General features: G+C 52.7%; 23 protein-coding genes and 1 tRNA gene. 1 reads left to right on the top strand and 23 read right to left on the bottom strand.

The annotated features are described in order from the left end of the window. Nucleotides 1-62: 62 nt before the first annotated feature. The 20 genes from V3U24_05310 to V3U24_05215 form a co-directional block, all read right to left on the bottom strand. Nucleotides 63-410, bottom strand: coding sequence for a hypothetical protein (locus V3U24_05310; protein ID MEE9166865.1), 348 nt, complete (start codon nt 408-410; stop codon nt 63-65). A gap of 227 nt (nt 411-637) precedes the next feature. Beyond that, nucleotides 638-1,540, bottom strand: a complete 903-nt coding sequence (locus tag V3U24_05305; GenBank protein MEE9166864.1) for an NmrA/HSCARG family protein — start codon at nt 1,538-1,540, stop codon at nt 638-640. Nucleotides 1,541-2,213: 673 nt separating this feature from the next. Beyond that, a tRNA-Val gene (locus V3U24_05300) sits at nt 2,214-2,288 on the bottom strand. Between the two features lie 184 nt (nt 2,289-2,472). Further along, nucleotides 2,473-4,929 carry an endopeptidase La gene (lon, locus tag V3U24_05295; GenBank protein MEE9166863.1) on the bottom strand — a complete coding sequence of 819 codons (2,457 nt, stop codon included), beginning with the start codon at nt 4,927-4,929 and terminating at the stop codon, nt 2,473-2,475. Between the two features lie 103 nt (nt 4,930-5,032). After that, a complete protein-coding gene (locus tag V3U24_05290) occupies nt 5,033-5,647 on the bottom strand; it encodes a hypothetical protein (GenBank protein MEE9166862.1) in 615 nt (204 codons plus the stop codon). Next, the gene (gene lipA / locus V3U24_05285) at nt 5,644-6,528 is read right to left on the bottom strand and encodes a lipoyl synthase (protein ID MEE9166861.1); all 885 of its coding nucleotides are present in this window, start codon (nt 6,526-6,528) and stop codon (nt 5,644-5,646) included. The genes V3U24_05290 and lipA overlap by 4 nt, the downstream gene beginning before the upstream one ends. Nucleotides 6,529-6,642: 114 nt before the next feature. Further along, entirely contained in the window at nt 6,643-7,917 is a 1,275-nt protein-coding gene (locus V3U24_05280; protein MEE9166860.1) for a dihydrolipoamide acetyltransferase family protein, read from the bottom strand. 13 nt (nt 7,918-7,930) lie between these two features. Next, complete coding sequence (locus V3U24_05275) at nt 7,931-9,949, bottom strand: thiamine pyrophosphate-dependent enzyme (protein MEE9166859.1); 2,019 nt, start codon at nt 9,947-9,949, stop codon at nt 7,931-7,933. 14 nt (nt 9,950-9,963) lie between these two features. Further along, nucleotides 9,964-10,671 (bottom strand): lipoyl(octanoyl) transferase LipB, encoded by a 708-nt coding sequence (gene lipB, locus V3U24_05270; protein MEE9166858.1) that lies wholly within the window; start codon nt 10,669-10,671, stop codon nt 9,964-9,966. Next, entirely contained in the window at nt 10,649-12,049 is a 1,401-nt protein-coding gene (gene lpdA / locus V3U24_05265; GenBank protein ID MEE9166857.1) for a dihydrolipoyl dehydrogenase, read from the bottom strand. Before lpdA ends, lipB begins: the two co-directional genes overlap by 23 nt. Nucleotides 12,050-12,066: 17 nt before the next feature. Beyond that, nucleotides 12,067-12,927 (bottom strand): deoxyribonuclease IV, encoded by an 861-nt coding sequence (gene nfo / locus V3U24_05260; GenBank protein ID MEE9166856.1) that lies wholly within the window; start codon nt 12,925-12,927, stop codon nt 12,067-12,069. Then, nucleotides 12,927-13,502: a GTP cyclohydrolase I FolE gene (gene folE, locus V3U24_05255; protein ID MEE9166855.1), complete on the bottom strand. Its 576-nt coding sequence runs from the start codon at nt 13,500-13,502 to the stop codon at nt 12,927-12,929. The genes nfo and folE overlap by 1 nt, the downstream gene beginning before the upstream one ends. Then, on the bottom strand, nt 13,499-14,200 hold the full coding sequence (locus V3U24_05250; GenBank protein MEE9166854.1) for a queuosine precursor transporter: 702 nt from the start codon (nt 14,198-14,200) through the stop codon (nt 13,499-13,501). The genes folE and V3U24_05250 overlap by 4 nt, the downstream gene beginning before the upstream one ends. Then, entirely contained in the window at nt 14,200-14,607 is a 408-nt protein-coding gene (locus tag V3U24_05245; GenBank protein ID MEE9166853.1) for a 6-carboxytetrahydropterin synthase, read from the bottom strand. Before V3U24_05245 ends, V3U24_05250 begins: the two co-directional genes overlap by 1 nt. A gap of 153 nt (nt 14,608-14,760) precedes the next feature. Further along, a complete protein-coding gene (locus tag V3U24_05240) occupies nt 14,761-14,994 on the bottom strand; it encodes a hypothetical protein (protein MEE9166852.1) in 234 nt (77 codons plus the stop codon). A 150-nt stretch (nt 14,995-15,144) separates the two neighbouring features. Further along, the gene (gene nth, locus V3U24_05235) at nt 15,145-15,756 is read right to left on the bottom strand and encodes an endonuclease III (GenBank protein ID MEE9166851.1); all 612 of its coding nucleotides are present in this window, start codon (nt 15,754-15,756) and stop codon (nt 15,145-15,147) included. Between the two features lie 48 nt (nt 15,757-15,804). Further along, nucleotides 15,805-16,158, bottom strand: a complete 354-nt coding sequence (locus V3U24_05230) for a hypothetical protein (protein ID MEE9166850.1) — start codon at nt 16,156-16,158, stop codon at nt 15,805-15,807. 68 nt (nt 16,159-16,226) lie between these two features. Further along, on the bottom strand, nt 16,227-17,090 hold the full coding sequence (locus tag V3U24_05225; protein ID MEE9166849.1) for an MBL fold metallo-hydrolase: 864 nt from the start codon (nt 17,088-17,090) through the stop codon (nt 16,227-16,229). A 1-nt stretch (nt 17,091) separates the two neighbouring features. Beyond that, the gene (locus V3U24_05220) at nt 17,092-18,177 is read right to left on the bottom strand and encodes a hypothetical protein (GenBank protein ID MEE9166848.1); all 1,086 of its coding nucleotides are present in this window, start codon (nt 18,175-18,177) and stop codon (nt 17,092-17,094) included. Nucleotides 18,178-18,180: 3 nt separating this feature from the next. Beyond that, nucleotides 18,181-18,624: a flavin reductase family protein gene (locus V3U24_05215; GenBank protein MEE9166847.1), complete on the bottom strand. Its 444-nt coding sequence runs from the start codon at nt 18,622-18,624 to the stop codon at nt 18,181-18,183. Nucleotides 18,625-18,709: 85 nt separating this feature from the next. Here V3U24_05215 and V3U24_05210 point away from each other — a divergent pair, with 85 nt between their 5' ends. Then, nucleotides 18,710-18,955, top strand: a complete 246-nt coding sequence (locus V3U24_05210; GenBank protein ID MEE9166846.1) for a hypothetical protein — start codon at nt 18,710-18,712, stop codon at nt 18,953-18,955. 65 nt (nt 18,956-19,020) lie between these two features. Here V3U24_05210 and V3U24_05205 read toward each other — a convergent pair whose 3' ends face one another. From V3U24_05205 to V3U24_05195, 3 genes are all read right to left on the bottom strand, one after another. Then, nucleotides 19,021-19,767 (bottom strand): hypothetical protein, encoded by a 747-nt coding sequence (locus V3U24_05205; protein ID MEE9166845.1) that lies wholly within the window; start codon nt 19,765-19,767, stop codon nt 19,021-19,023. A gap of 10 nt (nt 19,768-19,777) precedes the next feature. Further along, entirely contained in the window at nt 19,778-20,314 is a 537-nt protein-coding gene (locus V3U24_05200; protein ID MEE9166844.1) for a CBS domain-containing protein, read from the bottom strand. A gap of 700 nt (nt 20,315-21,014) precedes the next feature. After that, nucleotides 21,015-21,979, bottom strand: a 965-nt coding sequence (locus V3U24_05195) for a S8/S53 family peptidase (protein MEE9166843.1), incomplete at its 5' end; no start/stop codon positions are given.

The raw sequence follows: 21,979 nt of genomic DNA, 5'->3' as shown, positions 1-21,979 counted from the left end.
ACATAACAAATCGCTCAAGCTGACTCGCCTCGCTCCGTGACACTCACTGCTTAGCTTTACCGTTAGGCGAATTCTCTTGTATCAAATACCAACAGGATCTCGCTAATCTTACGATTGGCGATTCTAAAGGACTGGGCAATCGTGATTGGCCCCTCTCTTTTCTGATACTCGTAGAAGATGGAAACACTGTCGTTGCTCTCGGTCACACTCAATAAGCGATAGCCACTTTTCTCTGGCGGATCTTCCTGCAAGCTGCGCATATACGCGACGCTCGATTCAAACTGGAAGAGCGGGCCCTTGAACTTCAGATCATTGGCTAGCAGCGGAGCTAGCTCATTGATGTCCCCGGCACAGAAGCTCTTGACAAACTCAAGCGCAACTTCACGGTTATTCATCTCTTGAGAATTCATCTAACTAGATTCATTGCTCCTTCGCTCCAATATCTTTTTGTTTGCCAAGTGCGAAGCATTTATGTGACAGTCTTCTCAATCCCCAAACCTACTGCCGGCTGCCAGTGAGGTGCGTTCTCTCTCTTTCTCTACACACTGGGAGAAGCAGCCGCCTCCTTTGACTCTCTAAACCTCTTCTACAATCGTTTCTGCTTCTCTTGCACCCCCATGATTAATAGATGAAGTTATTAAGGGCCCCAAGTACTGCCACCCTCAGGCATTGGTAATACTGGTAAATTCTCCCAGCCAGTTTCTCGCAAATATTGCTCAAAGGTTCGGAGGCCGGGGTGAATTTTTCTCACGGCGGCAATGTCTGCTGTATAAGCTTTACCGTTAAAGAAGCGGATTGTAGCGATCTGCTCTTCGTCTGGAGTGTCGCCTTCGGACATCTGTGGCTGTACAAGCTTTACTGGACGACCAATCACTTTGGTGAAAGTCGCCACTTTCTCCGTTTCGGTCAACTCGTCCCCTGCGATTTCGAGCGTTCTCCCCACATACTCTTGCTTCTCTGAAAACACAATCGCCACGATCCCGCCGATGTCCTCTACTGCTATCATCTGCGTTCTCTTGTCGTGGCGCACCCCCAAGTTTTGGAAAGTTCCGTTTGAGATTTGCGGGCGCCACCAATTATGGTTGTCCATGAACGCAACCGGACGCACAATAGTGTACGGCAAGCCAAGTTCTTTTATGTGGCGTTCGATCATCCACTTGCTCTCGAAGTGCTTCTGGCCCATGCCTCGATGCGCTGCTCCAACCGACGAATACACAAAATGCTGGATGCCTGCTTCCTTGGCTGCATCCGCAAACAAATTGCCCTGTTTGATTTCGCCTTCATAACCCACATCCGGAAGCCAGAAATTCTGGACGCTGAACGCGCCGTACGCTCCCTTCAGAGCTCCACTAAGCGAAATGCGGTCGTACAAATCGCCCTGTACAAGTTCCGCACCCTGCTTGGCCAATGTCTGCGCTGTATCTTTTTTCGGATCTCGTACGAGTGCGCGTACTTTCCAGCCACCTTCAAGCAGGCGCCGTGCCACTGCGCCACCCTGTTGTCCGGTGGCCCCCGAGACGAGAATAACTTTATTGTTCATTGTGTTTCTCCATGATGATAATTTGGGTGTTTGTAAGATTATTCGGTGGTTAATCTTCGCTCTCCCATTTACGAGAACCTGATGGTACTTAGTATAAATTACAGGTCGGGGGGCAAATTCACCGCTGATAAATTGCACGAAGCAGTAATTTTTCACCCGCCCATTGTAACAGTCCGGCCTCGTTCGGATTGAACTATGGCCAAAATCACACGCTCATGAGCTCGGTGTCTTCCGCTCTGTAGACGACTCCCATCCCGCCCTCACCGAGCTTCTCGAGGATTTTAAAGTGGGAGATTGTTTTGCCGATCATGGTCGTCTAGCTAGGAGCCCGATCGTTCGCCAGAATGGGGCATTGAATCCCAATTGCATGTTTCTTCGAGTGAATCTGGGGTCGGACCACGCTAAGTTACTGATATTCAAGGACTAACGTTCCAACAATAGGTGTTTTCAGGCCTTAAAAGGCCTTTTTTGGTATCAAAATGACCCCTGTAAGGAGCGGCGGGTTCCCTCGTTATGTCTGTAGCCACTTCGCGTCTCATTACTCCTAAATGCAAGAAATCCGTCGAGAAAGACGGGTTCTTGACGGTGATATACCCGAATCAATTACGTGGGCGCTGTAGGATTCTTCCTGAGGAGTCCCTTCGGGAGAACCTACGACCTCCGCCTCAAAAAGTGGGCGCTACTGGATTCGAACCAGTGACCTCCGCCTTGTAAGGGCGGCGCTCTCAACCAGCTGAGCTAAGCGCCCCCGCCCCCTTCGGGGTAAGAACCAAGCTCCAAGAACCAAGAGTACAGTCAGAGGTCCGCAGTTGGCAGTCCGCAGTTGGCAGTTGGCCCCGCCGCTGGCGGGATCTCCGCCCGATCCGTCGGGCTCCGACAGTCGGCAGTCACCAATAACCAGTTAACCAATCAACTAATAGACCGGTAACCGGTCACGCTTGGGCGGAGGGGGCCCTGGGGATCGCTTTGCCTGGCTTCGACTTCTTCGGTTCGGGCGCCTTCGGAAAAGCGTGATCGACTACCTCCGATACCTCCTTGACAAAGTGGAACTTCATATCCTTCAACACCTTCGTGGGAATATCTTCAAGATCCTTCTTGTTGAAACCGGGAAGAATCACCTCCTTCACTCCTGACCGGTGAGCAGCAGTCACTTTCTCCCGTACACCCCCAATGGGCAAAACGGCTCCCCGAAGAGTGATTTCACCCGTCATGGCTATCGTATCTTTAACGGTCCGGTCCGTTAAGAGAGAAACGATGGCCGTGAATATGGCTGTACCGGCAGAAGGACCGTCCTTCGGAATGGCGCCCGCCGGCACATGGATGTGAATGTCCGTCTTCTCGGCGAAGTCCGGCTCAATACCCAACGTTTCCGCATTCGCCCTCACGTACGAAAGTGCGGCCCTGGCCGACTCCTTCATAACGTCACCCAGGTGGCCCGTGAGGATTAATTCGCCCTTCCCTGGCATCCTGGTGGCCTCTATGAAGAGAATATCACCACCGGCGGATGTCCACGCCAGACCTATGACCACTCCGGCCTTGCTCATCCTCTCAGCCATTTCAGAAAAGTATCGCGGCGCTCCCAGATACTTGTGCACCACCGGCTTTGTGATCTTGGTGAACTGCTTCTTCCCTTCCGCCCGGTCCCGGGCAATCTTGCGCAGGACGTTGGCAATTTCTCTCTCCAGATTCCGAACACCCGCTTCCCGCGTGTAGGAATCGATGAGCTCTTTTATCGCGGAGGTGAGAAATGAACAGTCTTCGTCGGTCAGCGCGTTCTCCTCAAGCTGCTTGGGAATCAAATACTTCTTGGCAATGTTAATCTTTTCCTCCTCGATGTATCCCGTGAAATCAAGAATTTCCATTCTGTCCCTTAAGGCAGGGATGATGGGATCTCTCAGGTTCGCCGTGGAAATGAACATCACTTTGCTCAGGTCAAATGGAACTTCGAGGTAATGATCGCTGAACGAAAAGTTCTGCTCCGGGTCGAGTACCTCAAGCAGGGCCGACGACGGATCACCTCGGAAATCGGCTCCCACCTTGTCCACCTCATCCAGCATGAAGACGGGATTATTCGTTCCTGCCTTCTTGAGACTCTGGAGAATCCGGCCGGGAAGAGCACCAATATAGGTCCGACGGTGACCGCGGATCTCTGCCTCGTCCCTGACGCCTCCCAACGAAATCCGGACAAATTCGCGGTTCATTGCCCGCGCGATCGACCTTCCCAGGGAGGTCTTTCCGACACCGGGAGGACCCACAAAACAGAGGATCGGCCCTTTAACCCTGCCATCCTTGACTCTCTCCTCTTTCAGCTTTCTCACAGCCAGGTACTCAAGGATACGCTGCTTGACATCATCCAAACCCCAATGGTCTTCGTCAAGAATCTTCTTGGCTTCCCGGGTATCCACCCGGTCATCACTTGAATTATTCCATGGGAGTTCCAGTAACCAATCGAGATACGTCCTGGAAACCGTGTATTCAGGAGATTGAGGGGGTATTTTGGTGAGACGGTCCAGCTCCTTCCGGGCTACCTTGTCGGCCTCCTCACTCATGCTTGCCGCATCGATTTTCTCTTCCAGCTCTTTGAGTTCGGTGGGACCTTCATCCTCACCCAGCTCCTTTCGAATTGCTTTCAACTGCTCCCGCAGATAATACTCCCGCTGAGTCTTGGAAATCTCATCCTGGACTTCCGTCTGAATCTTCTCCCCGAGCTTAATCCTCTGGACTTCCCTGTTCAGGAGAACGGTTGACTTTTCGAGCCTCTTTTTGATATCCAGTTCTTCCAGGATTTCCTGCTTCTCATTCGTCGGAATCGTCACCAGGGAAATGACGCGATCCGCAAGTTTGCCGGGTTTCTGGATACTGCTGAGAACGCCGGAATGCTCCTCCGTGAGGTAAGGGGCAATATTGATGAGATCCCGGAAAACACCCCGAATGTTCGTGGCCAGTGCCTCAACGTCAATCCCTTCAGTCTCCCTGTCCTCCACACGCTTCACTGCCGCTTTGTAATATGGCTCTTCCTGAATAAAGGAAAGGACCTTTACCCTCTCCATTCCCTGAATGATCGCTGACTTGCTGTTGTCCGGCATGTCGAAAACTTTCAGCACAATTGATAATGTTCCCCAGGCATACAAATCCTCCGGTTCGGGATTCTCTATAGAACCGTCCTCCTGAGCAACCACAACGATCATCTTCTTTCCCGCAGGCAGATCGTCAATCAACCTGAGGGAGCGTTCGCGACCGATGTAGGTGGGAATGACCTGCTGCGGAAACAGGACGGTATTCCTGAGGGGCATGACAGGAAAGGTTCCGGGAACACTGACACCCTCGTCTGATTCCGTTTCGGACTCAAGCTCTTTGTCCTCTATATCGTCTTTAAGTTCTTCAGACATGCTTTTTCCTTTCTTTGAATTTAGGAATCAACAAACATAATGCCAATCCCGACGAAAGGTAATGGTGGCAGTCAATCCTGCCAAAACTGCATGATCTACGAGATCATCTGCCAACCCGCCGAACAGTGCGGATGAAAGTCTCAAAACTCATCGCCCATCTTTCCACGGTAGCTTGAGGCCCTACCAGCTTAAAGTAATAAGTATCATCGGATGTTTCCACGATTGCCGCAAGAAGACGATAATTGGATAAATCCACCTGCTGACCCGTCATCATCCCCGATCCCATGTAGGTTCCCGAAAGGTCGGCCATCGTAATCCCCATGTCTCCCTGCGTAAAACGCCAGGTCCTCGCCCGATCGCTCGATGGTGCGCCGTCCGGCTGCTGAAACTGATCGAACCACCTGGCAAGATTGCTCTCCGTCCCGCCACCGATGCCGGAGAAAATGGAAAGTTCGGCATCCTTGTCACCCATTTCGTTTCCGGGAAGGCTGAATTGTCCCAATCGCATAGTCGAAGAAGGTCTTTCGGCCCGCCATCCCTCCGGGACGCGCAGAGCCAGGCTTCCGAAGACGACCTCGTTCGGTGCGGTCGCGTCGGGACGCGGCTCTGACGGAGCGGGCTGCCCCACGGGGACGTTCGCTGAAGAGCGGAGCAGCCAGGCAAGAACGATCCCACCCGCCAGAATGAGGCCGTAGACATAATACCTGTACTTATTCATGCGAATTGCGCCTGGCGATCCGCGTGATACGAACTCCGCACAAGAGGCCCTGCTTCAACCCACTGAAATCCCATTTTTAGTCCGTCCTCGCGGAAGACGAGGAATTCATCAGGGTGAACGAATCGATCCACGGGGTAATGATTTTTCGTTGGCTGCAGGTATTGACCGATAGCGACGATATCGCAGCCGGTATTCGCCACGTGTTCCATCAGGTCGTAAACCTCTTCTGCCGTCTCTCCCAGTCCCAGCATAAACGCTGTTTTCGTTCGGAGACCATATGATTTTGACTCCGTGAGAACCTTAAGAGACCAATCAAACCTGGCCTGGGGTCGGACTTTTCCGTACAGGCGGGGGACGGTTTCCATGTTGTGCCCAAGGATGTCCGGCTTCGCCTCGAAAACCGTCCTCAGTGCGGATGTGTCCTCTTTGAAATCGGGAATGAGAACCTCCACGGAACAGTCCGGATTCTTCCGCTGAATCTGACGGATGGTTTCCGCCCAGACAGACGCCCCCCCGTCGGGAAGCTCATCACGATTCACCGAGGTGATCACGCAGTGCCGCAGACCCATCTCCTTCACAGCTTCAGCAGTCCTCCTGGGCTCATCGGGATCATTCCAGCTTGGACGGCCCGTCTTGACGCTGCAAAAACCGCACGACCGGGTGCAGACATCGCCAAGGATCATGAGCGCGGCCGAACGACGCTCCCAACATTCGAAGATGTTCGGACATAGCGCTTCCTCGCAGACAGTGTGGAGATTTCCGGTCCTGACGATCCGCTTTAGATCTGAATAGTGTTCCCCGGTTCTAACTTGCACCTTCAACCATGAAGGTTTTCGCGGACTGGTACGGCCTTCGTACACCTGACCTGATGAAAGAGTCATCACGCCGCCTGTGCCAGAGGGGTCTTTTTGCGGGAGAGAGTCTCGCTCATGGGAATAAAGTCATACGTCTGCCAGTGTTGAAATGTTTCAAATCGCGTCCAGTCCGGACATGAGTTAGATAAGCGTCTCCGTATCCAGTGTTTCCAGATGACCCACCATCGCCTTGAGAAACCTGCCTCCCCCCGCCCCATCAATAAGCCGGTGGTCAAAACCGAGTGAGAGGTAGGCCATGGACCTGATAATAATAGCGTCTCCCGCCTCCGTCTCCCTGACAATGGGGCGTTTGGTGACGGAACCGACACCGAGGATGGCCGTGTTGGGCTGGTTGATAATGGGCGTGCCGAAAAGGTTTCCAAAGATGCCATAGTTGGTGATGGAGAAAGTGGAGTCCTGAAGTTCATCGGCAGAGATTTTCCCTTCCCGCGTCCTCTCGGCCAGGTCGTTCACCCTCCGGCAGATTCCGAGAAAGTTCAGTTCTTCACATTTTCTGATGACGGGAACCATGAGCCCCTTCTCCGTAGCCACGGCCAGGCCCATATTGATGTGTTTTTTGTAGATCACTTTCGTCCCATCAACCGACGTGTTGAACACGGGAAAATCCTGAATGGTTCTTACGGCCACGAGCACGAAAAAGGGAGTACAAGTCAATTTGAATCCCTCCTGCCTCCGGAAGTCGGCACCGTTTCTCGCCATAAAATCGGCTATCCCTGTCATGTCACACTCGGAGACGAGGTGCACGTGTGCAGCCGAATCCAAGCTCTTGCGCATGTGCTCCGCGATGAGCTGGCGAACCCTGTCCATCTCCACGGTTTCTTCCACTAGTGGCGCACTCTCGAACAAAGGTGCAGGAACGGGCGGGACCCCCACAAGCGGGACTTCAACTTCCGGTTTCTCGCGACGCTCTTCAATGTAACCAAGAAGGTCTTTCTTGGTCACCCGATTTCCCTTTCCCGTGCCAGGGATCGACACAAGTTCCTCGTCAGATATCTTTTCCTTCCGGGCGATGGAACGGACAAGGGGAGTGTAGAAAGTCCGTTTCGGAGTCACGGGGGCGGCGGGCTTCTCCGGTTCGGCGGGAACTTCTTCCTTTTCTTCCACAACCTCATCAGGGGGAGCTTCCACCGCAGCCGCTGGCACCGCACCTTCCTCAGCTTCCGTGTCAATCTTTGCGATGACCTGGTCCACAGGCACCACATCGTTCGGTTTTGACAGAATCTCTATAACTATCCCCGCGGCGGGAGAAGGGATTTCCGAATCGACCTTATCCGTGCCGATCTCGAGAAGAATGTCATCCTTCTTGATGGACTCTCCTACTTTCCTGTGCCACTGAATAATGGTTCCCTCAGTAATAGACTCCCCCAGTTTCGGCAGAATAACATCAACGATCATGGTTCACCTCAGTCTAATACTCCAAGAGTTCTCTGGCGGCTCCGGTAATGTCCGCTGTCTGCGGCAGGATTTCCTCTTCCAGAACGGTGCTGAACGGGATGGGATAGTCCTTCGCCGCGACTCTTCCCACAGGCCCATCCAGAAGTTCAAAAAAGCGATCGCTGACGATGGCTGATATTTCAGCTCCCGGACCGTTCGTCAGGTTGTCCTCGTAGGCGATGAGAATCTTGCTTGTCTTCCGGAGCGATCGTTCAATGGCATCCAGATCCAGGGGATTCAGGGTTCGCAGATCTATGATCTCGATGGAGGCACCCTCACTTTCCGCCAGCGATTTGGCCGCCTCAAGGCATTTATAGACCAACATGCCATAGGTGACTATCGTAAGATCCGTCCCTTCCCTCACGTTCCTTGCTTTCCCGAATGGAAGGACATATGTCTCATCCGGCTCAGGTGTCGCCGCCTGGAGGAATCGATACAAGCCCTTATGCTCCATGAACATTACAGGGTCCTCAATCCTGCACGCCGTCTTCAACAGGCCTTTGGCATCAGCAGCGTTGGACGGATAGGCAACGCGAATACCTGGCAGATGAAAGAAGAATCCCTCAATGGACTGACTGTGGCAGAGTCCCCCATGAATGTACCCTCCCACGGGAACGCGGATCACGAGGGGACATGCCCAGGCGTTATTCGACCGGTAACGCATGGATGCCACTTCGTTTCGAATCTGCATCATGGCCGTCCAGATATAGTCGCCAAACTGGATTTCCACCACAGGCTTCCAGCCGGATGAGGCCATTCCCACCGCCGTGCCCACGATGGTTGATTCTGCAAGGGGTGAATTGAAGACCCTTTCCTTCCCAAACTCTGTGGTCAATCCTTTCGTGGCTGTGAAGACACCGCCCTTCATATCCGCAACGTCCTGGCCGTACACGACCATTCTCTCATTTTTCGCCATTTCCTCTCGAAGGGCATGATTGATGGCATCCACCATGACAATCTTATCAGATATGTAATCAGGTTCAGTCTCTTCGGCAGGGTAATTTGAGCCGTTTTCACTGAAAAGAAACTTCGTGGCCGTTTCCGGCTCAGGATGCGGCCGGGTCTCGGCCCATTCCGAATCACCATTCACCTGTTCCTGAACATCACTCCCGGTCTTTTCAAATTCCTCCGGCGAAATCACTGAATTTTCCATACAATACTCGGCGAAGCCGTCGATGGGATCCCTTTTTTTGTCAGCTTCGAGCTCCTCTTCCGGCCGGTATTTCCTCTGGTCATCTGAAGAAGAGTGAGGCAACAGTCGAACCATATCCGATACGATGACGGTTGGACCCTTCCCCTTTCGGGCCCTGTCAATCGCTTTTTGAAATGCAACGTGAGACTCAAAGAAGTCAGTACCATCGACCTGAAAGCGTGCGAGATTGGTGTATCCGCCAACCATTTTGTAAACTGAAGATCCGGAAGTCTGTTCACTGATATGAACAGAGATGGCGTACTTATTGTCCTCGATGTGAAAGATGACAGGGAGTTTTTCCAGGCTGGACCAATTCAGCGCCTCGTGAAAATCTCCCTGGCTGGTTGTCCCTTCACCGGCGGACACGTACACGATTTCCCTGCCGCCAGCTCTAACCATGCTCATTCCACACCCCACAGCCTGCAAAAACTGGGTGCCTGTCGGACTGGATTGAGAAACGAGGCGAAGGTCCTTGTGACCGTAGTGGGCTGGCATCTGCCTTCCCCCCGAGTTCGGATCTTCGTCCCGGGAGAGAAAACAGAGGAGCACTTCCCGGGCGGTCATCCCAAGTCCGAGACAGAATGCGAGGTCCCGGTAGTACGGATAGGCCCAGTCTTCTCCGGGCCGCAGAAGATGGGCCGCGGCCAGTTGAGCCGCCTCATGACCGGACCCGCCAATGTGGAAGAAACTTCTCCCCTGCCTAAGTAGAATGAGCATTTTTTCATCGAGCTTTCGCGCAAGCACCATGTTCCGGTAGATGTTCAGAAGTTCCTTCTTCGTAAATCCGTGAAAGCGGGACATCGTCTCCTACCTCCCTAACCCTGTGCAATTGAAGTAAACTGGAATACCTTCACAAATTCGTCAACCGTCTTCTCCTCAACCTCTCGCAGCTCCTGTGCACGACCGAGGATTGTCTTCATGGATGTTACATCGTGGTCAAATATTCCACATGGGATAATGCCGTCGAAAAAACTGAGGTCCACATTCACGTTCAGGGCGAAACCGTGCATGGAAATCCACCGTGACAGCCGGACTCCCAGTGACGCGATCTTTTCATTTCCAACCCAGACACCCGTTAGCCTATCCTGCCGCCCGGCACGAATACCAAAATGGTCCAGGGTTTTCATGAGAACTTCCTCAAGAGTTCTCATGTACCATCCTACGCTCAGCCTGTGATCATGAAGATCCAGAATGGGATACCCCACCAGTTGTCCCGGCCCATGGTAGGTAACATCCCCCCCTCTTTCTACGTTGTAGACTGGTACCACTCGCGGCCGGGACTGAAGAAGGTGATTTTCGTCAGCATTTTTTCCAAGGGTGTAGACCGGGTCGTGCTCAACCAGAATGAGAGTATCCTTTATCTCCCCCTTTTTCCTGCGGAGCACCAGGTCCTTCTGCAGGTTCCAAACATCCTCGTAGGATTTCCTTCCCAACGGGAGAACAGTCAACTCCCCTGGAAGTCCGGACACGCAGAGATCCTCCTCCCCTGCCGTGATGGCTCTAGATGTGGATAGCCTCGCCATTGGCCTGGGCAACGGCCTCCATGATGGATTCGGAGAGCGTGGGGTGAGCATGGACTGTCTGAAGGATCTCCACGTAGGTGGTCTCCAAGGTTTGCGCAACACCTATCTCGGCAATGAGCTCTGTCGCTTCCATTCCGATTATGTGGCAGCCCAACAGTTCCCCGTACCTGGAATCCACGATGACTTTCACCATCCCGTCTGGCTCTCCGTAGGCGAGTGCCTTTCCATTGGCGGTCATGGGAAATCTGCCTACCTTCATTTCATAGCCCGCCTGCCGTGCTTCCTGTTCCGTCATTCCCAGGGAGGCCACCTGGGGGCGACTGTAGGTACAGGCCGGGATGTGGTCCATATTGATCGGTTGCGGATTCTTCCCGCTGAGATGTTCAGCTACCAGCCTCCCCTGAGCTGAAGCAACGTGAGCCAACCACGGGGGTCCGATCACATCCCCTATCGCGTACAGTCGGTCCACGGTCGTCTTGCAGTATTCGTCAACGTTAATCCACCCACTCTCCACCTGAACCCCCGCCTTTTCGAGTCCCAGATTCTCCACGTTACCCTGGACGCCCACGGCGACGAGGGCGATGTCACCGTCAAGAACCGATGTCTCATCCCCTGAGGAGATATGGACTTTTACCTTGGTCTTCAAGGCCTCTGCCTTTTCAACACGTGTGGAGGTGTGAATGTTGATGCCACGTTTCTCGAACAGGTTGCCAAGGACCCGTGAAATCTCCTCATCCTCCTGGGGAAGAATGTGAGGCAACATTTCAACGAGATGGATTTCCGTCCCGTATTCATGATAAAGACTCGCGAATTCCACGCCGATGGCACCGGCGCCGATGATGATCATCCTTTTGGGCACTTTCTCGAGAATCATCGCTTCCTTTGAAGAGACGATTCGCTTTCCATCCATCTCCAGTCCGGGAAGCTCCATGTTCCGGGCCCCGGTGGCGATTATGACGTGACCCGCTTTGAGAAGGGCCGGATCTCTGCCGACATGGGTGACCTGGACCTCACCTGGCGAAACGAGAGAAGCCGTTCCCTGGAGATGGCGAATCGAATTCTTTTTCATAAGGTACTCAACTCCTTTGGACAAGCGGCTTGCAACCTTTCGACTCCTTTCCACCGACGCCTTGAAATTGACCTTGAAATCCGGGATGGATATGCCGTACAGGTCCGAATTCTTCACAAGATGAAGCACCTCGGAATCCCTGAGCAAGGCTTTCGTTGGAACACATCCCCAGTTCAGACAGATCCCGCCGAGGGCGTCCTTTTCAACGATGGCAACGGTATTCCCCAACTGAGCCGCGCGAATGGCTGCCACATAACCCCCTGGGCCACCTCCCATGACCACAACGTCATATCTTTTTCCGTTCTCCACCCTCTAAACCCCCTCTCTCAATCCGGTCTCCTGGTTCCAACGAGTCGTCGAAGCCAGTCCAATTCCCCGGCGTAAACAGTAGGATCGTCGGCAGGAGTCTCCAGAATCATGGGGAGGTGTTCAAACCGGTCATCGTTGACCAGACACCAGAAGGTTTTCCGGGTGAGAAACCCTTTCCCAAGATTCTCATGCCGATCAACCCTCTGGCCCAGTTCTTTTTTCGAATCGTTGATGTGAAATGCTTTGAGCCGTTCCAGTCCGACCGTTCTATCGAAATGATCAAAGGTCTCGTTCCACCCTTTCTCCGTCCGAATATCATAGCCGGCGGCAAAGGCGTGCTGCGTATCGAAGCAGACGCCTACCCGGTCACGATGTTTCACCTGATCCATAATGGAAATCAGGTGTTCAAAGGTATAGCCTACTGCCGACCCCTGACCGGCCGTGTTCTCTATCAGAATGGTGACCTTTGATCCGGGACGCTTGTCCAGGCACACATTGATACTCTCCGCGATTCGAGTGAGGCATTTTTCCTCGCCCGTTTTCTTGTGGGCCCCCGGATGAAAAATGACGTAGGGAATCTCACACGCATCGCACCGGTCGATTTCAGTCATAAAGGCGTTTCGCGACATAGCGAGTTTCTCCTCCTCTGGCGAGCCCAGATTCAGAAGGAACGAGGCATGTGAGACACATACATCGGGACGATCGTGGTGCATGTGGTGGCGAAAGCGGGAGGCGTCATCCTCGGAAGGCTGCTTCGGAAACCATTGATTTTGATTGGCCGTAAAGATCTGAATCGAGTCGGCAGATATATCCGTTCCCCGGGCGGGGGCCTTGAAAACACCTCCCGCAACACTCACGTGAGCCCCCAGAAGTCCCATCAGCTCCTCACCTTGGAAAGTATCGACATGAATTCCTCACGTGTTTTCCTGTCCTTTCGGAACACGCCGCTCACTGCCGAGGTCACCATAAATGAGGCCTTCTTCTCAACACCTCTCATCTGCATGCAAAGATGCTCCGCCTCAATCACAACGGCAACGCCGTCGGGATTCAACACGCCTTGAATTGCATCGACAATCTGACGCGTCAAGCGTTCCTGCACCTGCAGTCTTCGAGCATATATATTCACGATCCTTGGGATTTTCGACAGTCCGATGATTCTCTCTTTCGGAAGGTAGCCAACGTGGACGACCCCCTTGAAAGGCAACAGATGGTGTTCACAAAGGGAGAAGAAGTCGATATCTTTCACGGCAACAATTTCATCCGTCTTTTCCTTGAAAAGGGCATCTCCCACCTCTTCCTCAGGGCTCTTTCCATATCCCCCCACGAAATATTTCCACGCACGGGCAACCCGTTCAGGGGTCCTCTTGAGACCCTCGCGTTCCGGATCTTCACCGATTTCCACCAGGAGTTGTGCCACGATCTCCTGAATCTTCTCCATATTCTCCGGGTTCATAGTGCCTCCTCAGCAAATGAATGATGGCCCCAGCTCTTCTCGTCCGGGTCCTCGTGTACCCGGGGTTTTAGAAACCAGACACCCACATAGAAGAGAGGGGTATCAAACAGTGCGAAGAAAAACTTGAAGAGGTATGACTGGAAGATCAATGACATCAGGTCGCTGACAGTTTTCACGTTTTCCCCCAGGTTGTTGGCCAGATAGAGAATGGTGAGTATGGAAACCGTATCCACGAGCTGGCTCGCCGTCGTGGAAAGGTTATTTCTCAACCACAAGTGCTTTCCTTTGGTGAGACGCTTCCAAAAATGAAACAGATGGACGTCCACCGTTTGAGCTATCAAATAGGCCACCATGGATGCGATCACGTTCCCCACCATGAATTCATAGACCCTTTCAAAGGTGGAGGTGGCGCCCGAGACTCCGAGGGCATCCTGCAGGTAGTGACCGATGGTCATGAGACCGAGCATAAAAAAATTCATGATGAAACCGATCCAGACTATCGTCTGGGCTCTCTTTTTCCCGTACAGCTCACAGATGAGATCGGTCGCGAGGAACGTGAAGGGATAAGCGAGAACTCCAGCAGGCACCACGAGACCGAACACGGACACAAACTTCGTGGTTCCGATCACGTTTCCCAGAATAAGGGCGGTAAGAAAGATGCCACTGAGAAAAATCAGGAGCCTTTCCTTGAATTCCATTACTTATCCGGTCCGAAGTACTCCGCGTAAATTGTATCCGTTTCCCGGAGACGCAGCCGATGAAGAGCGACACCCTTGAGTTCAGGTCCGATCTGATTCCAGATCCAGACCACCAGATTCTCTGCAGAAGGCTGCTTTTCCCTGAACCAGTGGACGTCCTTTTCTATCGTTGAATGATCAAGAAGCGTGATGACCCTTTTGTTCACAACGTCCATTAGCTCTCGAAGATTCACAACGAAGCCCGTCGCGGGATCTACGTCACCTTTCACGGTAACCTCCAGAATGTAGTCGTGGCCGTGAAGGCGAACGTCGTCACCAAACATTTCGCGGTTTTTTTCCTCCGACCAGCTGGGATTTCCGTACTGATGTGCGGCGGAAAACTTGAACGATTTCGTGATGGAAGGCATTTTTCGTGTCCTAGTTATTTGTAAGGTGCAAATAAAACTGACTCAAGAATTTAGCCACCTTCCTACCATTTCGAAAAGGGTTTCGTTGGCGGTCAGAATCATGCAAAATCTTGCGGCGATTCTCCAACCTCAATATTGCCCCTGGAACTTCCACTACTTAAGGTGACTGTGTCCCACTATTTTCATCGTATGATCATCTGGACCGCGGATTCTTCCCGCGCTTTTCTTATTCGTAAGAAAACCGCTGCAAAATCTCAAGATCCTGTGGAGAAGCTCGGCTGAAAAATAGTTGCGCCGGATCTGGTCGTGTCCAGGGGAATGAATTGAACTCCTCCCCCCGGCACGTCGGGAGGACTCGAACAGCAATTCATTCTTATCCCTGGCCACGTCAATCTCCTTTCATGGCGCACCTATTTTTAGGCCACTTTCCTATTTGGGGGTGTCGTATAAGAATATTGGGCGTTCGCTGGACAACTTGAAGCCCATCAATAAACCAGGTATGATAAAGGTACAAACTCTTGCTTTCTTCCCGCGTCGTTAGACAATTGACGAGGGACAGAGGTCGTTCAGGACGCATTCACCGCACCGGGGACGACGGGCGATGCAAACCCGCCTCCCATGCCTGATGGTGAGCAGGGTCAGATCAATCCAGTCTCTCCTCGGGGCTATCTCACCTATTTCACGCTCAATCTTTTCCGGATCCGTCGAGTTCGTGAACCCCAGGAGTCCCATAATCCGAATCACGTGAGTGTCAACCACGACAGCGGGAATTCCGTAGAGATAACTCAAAACGCAGTTGGCGGTTTTCCTCCCCACGCCGGGTAATTTCAGCAGTTCATCCCGGGTGGAGGGAACAGTACCATTGTATTCTTCCAGAATCATCAAGCTGGATCCTTTGATGGCGCGGGCCTTCTGATTGTGATACCCGCACGAGTGGATCTGTTCGGCCAGTTCAGTCACGTCTGCCGAGGCAAAATCACGAACGGTGGGATAGCTTTCGAAAAGTGCCGGCGTTACCTGGTTCACACGTTTGTCCGTGCACTGGGCCGACAGAATGGTTGACACCAGCAACTCATGGGGGGAGCGATGGACAAGACTCGTCTCCGGGTCACCGTATTCTTTCCTGAGGCGTGATATGACCGCCCGGATTCTTGACTTTTGACCTCCCTGCGATTCTCCTCTCGTATTGGTCAGGTTTCAGTCCACCCTTTTTTCAAGCAATGTGGAAAGATTCCGCACCAACGATGATCTCGGAAGCACCCAGTCACAGCCCGCCTCCTTCCCCTGAGTATGGATCTTCTTCCGAACGCGCGAGACGATGCCGACCAGACGAAGTTCAGGATGATTCTTCCTTACACTCCTGACAAGCTCAAGGGCATTTCGTGCCCTTTCGGACAGATCGATGATCACAAGCACGGCGTCCTCGTACAGACTCTGTTCTGACCGTTCCCGATCCTGGGGAAAAACGGCCTCTTCACCCAGAGAAGTAACTGCATCCGCAATTCGCGTTCCCATTTCAAAGTCGCTCACCCATACGACAACTCTGGACATGGTTTATTCCCCCAAAGATTCATCTAATTCAGATGGATTTTATCACGGCCTGGAATCGGCTCATCCTTTCATGGTCCCGTCTTATCCTCCACCGCGAAACTCTCTTTGATCCCGTAATCCTTTCCGTCAAACTCCAGGACAATCGCCTCGTGCTTCAGATCGTGCTCGAAGAATAGAATCCACTCCTCCTCAAAGGCCCTGGACAGTACCGCTTTCTTCTCTTCAATGGTCTGGAGTGGATAATTGTCATAAGCCATCACCCACGGCAATTTGAGGTGGTATACCGTTGGGAAAAGATCGCCGCAGAAAAACAGACACTGAGTTCCATCGGAAATTCTCGGCAACTGCTGTCCAGCCGTATGACCGTTGGCAACAAAGATTTCGATACCCGGAATGAATTCCTCCTCCCCGTTGACCAGCTCAACCATCCCTTTTCTGGCCAGCACTGCCCAGTTCTCCTGACGATAGCTCGCCTTATCCTTAACCGAAGGGGCATTTGCCAGGTCCCAGTTGGACTTTTGTATCCAGTAGGTGGCCGCTGGGAACGCAGGCACCAGCTCACCGGACTCGTCTATTCGTGTGTTGCCCCCTGCATGATCGAAATGAAGGTGAGTACAGATAACGTCGGTCACGTCCCCCGGTGACAATCCTATTCCGTCCAACGACCGATCAATGTTCACCGTTTCCGTGTCAATCTTAAATATGGAGCGCATTTTGGGGTTCCATTTGTCCCCATTTCCCGTGTCCACCAGGATATTCCTGCCATTGCCGGTGAGCACGAGAGACCGGGTAGACAGCGGAATCCGGTTTCTGCTGTCTGATGATATCTGCTCTCCCCAGATAGATTTCGGAATGATCCCAAACATGGCACCCCCGTCGAGGGCACAGCGACTCGTTTCAGCAGAGAAGATATGGTATGGCCCGATCTTCACGTCACTTCGCCAGCTGAGATGGTAGAGAAAGCAAGTTTTCACCAAGAAAGATCAGACATGAGTCCGGCACCACTCCGGCCAGGTGCTGGAGAGAGTCCAACGCAACAAAATGGCCGGAATTCAACGGAATTCCCTCTCTGAACCAGTGTTCTCCCAGGTCCACTGCCCACGTCATGTCACCCCTCTCACGAGCGCCCTGGAGATGCGCCGCAAGAGCTTCCGGGTCAGCTTGATCCCAGAGAGATGCGGAATTGGATGTCTTGTTGGGACGGTGCGAAACACCGCCGCCGGGAATTCTCGTGGGTGTCCCGTATTTCTCTGCCAGCCATAACGCGATCCCTCCGCGGAAAGCCGATTGTTTTACAGATTCCAGGTTCCACAGCCGATGGGCGACAGCGTAAAGAACCACGTCTTCCAAACCGCCGCGGCTGAGAACGGGCCAGCCATATGCATCCATGTCGAATTCTTCAGGAGACGACATTCGAATGTGCTGGATCCTTTCTCGAGCAGCGCTCTTCAAAAGGGGCAATATGAACGAACCGATGTCGATCTGCGCGCAGAAAGCGGCTGCTCTGAAGATTGAATATCCCAGCAGTCCCAACGTATCGAACTTCCGGGTGCACGCCTCCATGAGTATTTCCAGAACATAGAGCTTGTTGTCTGATATAAGGGCCAGCCGGGCCGCCTCCTCTGATGCTTTCTCCAGGTCCCCTTGCTGGAGAGCGTTGAACAAATCCGCAACGAAAACAGATTGATTCAAAGCCTCCGGTGGTACTTCAGGCCAATCCCCCACACCTCCGGATGGCTGTGCCTCAAGAGCAATGCGGGCGGCAAATTCGACCAGGGGTCTTGAAGGAGAATCCTTTCTCAATGATGATATATTCTTAATCGCATTGACCGGAATTACCGGATGGGCCAACCATGGATCTCTTTCCTCCCGGACGTGGGTCTGAACAAAGATGTGTTGAAGAAGCGACTGATAATATTGTCTCAGAGAAGAGGGATCGGTCACGACCTCATCGATATACGGTTTGCACCGTTCAAATTCTCCTGAGGAAAGCGCGTCCGGGAGTCCGTCTTCATCCATGGATCACCCCCCGTACGACCAGCGGGTATTTCTGAGGAGGAGGGGCTTGGAATCATCCCGGACTCCCGCTTCCACCACCTCTCCAACGAAAACGTGATGGTCTCCTTCCTCTACGACCCCTGTCACCCGGCACTCCAAGAATGCGGAAGCGTCCCTGAGAATGGGAATCCCCGATGGGCTCAGTCCGTAGGCGTGGCCGTTGATGGTGCTTCCGTCTGACCGAGAAGGTTTGAAAAAGGATGCCGCGAACGATTCTTGATCCTCACCAACGATATGCAGACCGAACCGCATGGAATTCTTCACGCCTTGATAGATTCCCGAGTCCGTTTTGACGGCGATGGCCACGAGAGGCGGCTTGAACGATGTCTGGGTAACCCATGTGACGGTAGACGCGAAGGAATAGTTTTCCCACCGGGCGGTCAACACAAAAACTCCATTCTCAATCATCTGGAGCGCTCTTTTTCTCGCTTGAAGATCCATTGCCCGGGACGGGAATTTATGTTCGCATCCGAGGGAAAACAAGGGCTCTGGGATGGAGCGTGTGATTATCTACACCGTGCTTTCTTTTGTACTTTTCTCAGGCAGAAAAGTACCAAAAGGCCTCTGGCTGAAAAACAATTCAGCCGGGTTTGTCTGCGGCCGCGGGAATCAATTAAACTCTCCCGATATTCATCGGGATCAAACAGTAATTGATTATTATCCGCGGCCATTCCAACCCCTATCTTGGCTGAATTGTTTTAAGGCCACTGGTGGTGCCGATGAATCGGCACAAGAATGAGACTTTTTTTTCGAAGAAAAGTGAGGAGAAAACGAGCTGTGGGATTTGGGCAAGCCTGCCCGACGTTACTCCGTTGGAGAGGGTGGTGCTTCCTCTTCCTTTTTTCCACTCAGAGAAATAGTCAACCGGAGGGACAGACCCGTCAGGCGCGAGTGTTCTGAAGGGAGGCCGGACTTGGAGACGTGTGGAAAATCTACGAAACGATCGCCCCACTGCTGCGTCGTGTCAGCGGGGTCAAAGCTTGTATTGAAGATTTGTGAGATGGGCATACTGGATACGTCATGGAAGTAACCTACTTCATAGCCAATCCTCCCTTTTCTGTAGACTCCGAACAGAGCACCAAGGCGGACGCTCTGATTTCCGTTCACGCCCTTCGGAATATACATTCCTCGAAGTCCCCAGTAGACCGAGTTCGAGGGCTGTTTCTTTCCGTGAGAAAACTTGTAATAGGTAAAATCGAAATTGGAATTGGGGGTGAGGGACCAACCGACGTTCACTACATCCCTCTTATTATCTCTGGTGAAAAGTACACGTGAATAGTCGATCCCCGACCCGTAGATGGGAACTCCTACCCGAAAGCCCACATCACTGATGCCGCTAATCCCGTACCGGTAGAAAAAGACGGGAAAGAAATTCTCAAAGGACAGGGTATATCCGTGGAGACTTTCGCCTTTTTCGAGGGTGCGATCGCCGATGGTGGGGTGAGAGGCGCATCCAAGGAGGGATAGGGTGAGAGCCATTGCCGGGATCCGGTGCCAGGACCTTCCCTGGAGAAATCCCGCCGCCGGTTTTACATGGAAAATTGCCTTCAAAGGTGCAATCTCATCCCCCCTCGGGTCTCACCTGAGGCCCTCGAAGGGGTTCCGGGGGCAAATTCAACACTTCATCCGAATAGTAAGATGCAAGTTGCTTCACAATATCCAGAATGCCCACAAGGCCTATGGGCATTCCATTATCGTCGACTATGGGAACATGTCGATACCCCCCATCCGTCATTCGATTCAGAGCGAAGGCGACAGGGTCGTCGTTCTTCAGAACATCCGGATCGGCGGTCATATAATTGTCCACGATCTCCTTCGAATGATCCAATCCTTTTCCCACAAGTTTCTTGATCACGTCCCTCTCCGTGAAAATTCCCACAAGCCTTCGATCATCCACAACCAGAACACAGGCTGCGGCCTCGGACTGGAACAGCTTGATGGCTTTTTCTACGGTTGTCCCTCGCTCCACAGTCACCATTTGATCCAGGTCGAGAGAACTTAAGGGATCCTTAACGGAGATGGCCGCCGGAATCTCCTTCTCCTCCTCGGACTCCAACTCATTCATTTGTTGAAACTCGTCGTTCAGAAAATCAGGCACGGTATTTCCACTGGCTTTTGCAATGGCTTCCGGAAATCGTTCCAAAATCTACAACTGGCGATCAATCTCCCATAACGTTTTCCCCGACACCCGGATGTATGTAGAGTCTTGTGGCAATTGTCCAACCTTAATATTGCCCCGTAACTTCCGTTCCTTACACTCCCGGTTCCTCCAATATTCTCATCGTGGGATTATCCACACTGTGTTTTCTACTGTACTTTTCTCAGGCAGAAAAGTACCAAAAGGCCTCTGGCTGAAAAATGATTTGGGCGGGGCTGCCCGCACCCGTGGGAATCAATTAAACTCCCCCGCCAGGGCGGGATCAAACAGTAATTGATTCTCTTCCACGGACTTGTCATCCCCTTTATTGCCCAAATTATTTTAAGGCCGCTGGTGGTGCCGATTAATCGACACCAAGAAGGAGAGTTTGGCTTTCGTTTTGTCTCATTCCCTGCCTGTCCGCCCTCCAGCAGACGTGTCGGCAAGCAGGGAAGTATTCAGTCCTGAGTGGTTCGAGGTGAGCTTCAGAAAAGGATAAATTTCTGTCTGATGCCACCGCCTTTGGATAAGGCCGTCTTTTCTGTTTTGTTTGTCAGGACGGTTTGGGTATCCAGGTTCCCTATTCGGCCTGATTCCATTCTCAACTCTCTCTTTTTCTCCTATCCTATACAGGAGCAAGGATGCGTTGTAGCAGTCGATACTATTTCAGCAGAATCAATTTCCGGGTCTCCGAGAAGTCGCCCGCATTCAAGTGAGCGAAATAGATTCCACTGGAGAACCTGGAACCGTCCCATTGGACAGAATATCGACCGGCCGGAGTCTCACCATTGACGAGAGTCTCAACCTGCTTTCCAAGAAGGTCGAAAATCGCCAGGCTCACTCGGCCGGAACGTGGAATGTCATAGGCAATGCCGGTAGACACATTGAACGGATTTGGATAGTTCTGGGACAGCCAAAACCCGGAAGGGAGGGTCGAAGGCAATTCTACCGCGGACGGGTCAAAGTTGATGGCAGCCCAAACGTCGACAACACCGTAACCGTACTCATTGTCCGCGCTGTCGGCCCGGGAAGCAGTCATGATCAATGCCTTCCGAACATCCATGGGTGCCCAATCGGGGTGAGCGCTCAGTATGACTGCGGCGGCACCGGCGACGAGTGGAGTGGAAAGAGACGTTCCACTCTTGAACGTGTAGGAAACCGAATCTGCCGGCGACGCACACGCAGTTGCCACTCCTTTCGCACACACTTCTGGCTTGATTCTGTCATCGAAGGTGGGACCACGGGAACTGAAGTGGGCTATGGTTCCTGATCCGTTCACGGCCCCAACGGAAATGACGGAATCGGCATCGGCGGGAGCCATGATGTAGTGTGTGAGGGTATCGCACGGGTTTTCAGGAGGAGACTCGGCTCCCTGATTCCCGGCAGCAGTCACGCACACAACTCCAAGGGACACAGCAATATCGACCGCCCGCGTTGTTACGGCCGTGTTACCATCCATGTCGCAATAAGAATACCAGTCGATGTAGCCCAGGGAACTTGAGGCCACCTGGGCTCCAAGGACTTCACCCCATTCCAGGGCCGCAACAAAGTTATCCTCCTCCTGCTCGATTTCCTCATCGATGATTTCTGTCTTGGCCAGAAGAAAACGGGCTCCATAGGCGGGTC

Source organism: Candidatus Neomarinimicrobiota bacterium (assembly GCA_036476315.1).
In the GTDB taxonomy this organism is placed as follows: domain Bacteria; phylum Fidelibacterota; class Marinisomatia; order Marinisomatales; family S15-B10; genus JAZGBI01.
The sequence above is the reverse complement of the archived record's forward strand: the minus strand, read 5'-3'. Positions and strand labels throughout refer to the sequence as shown.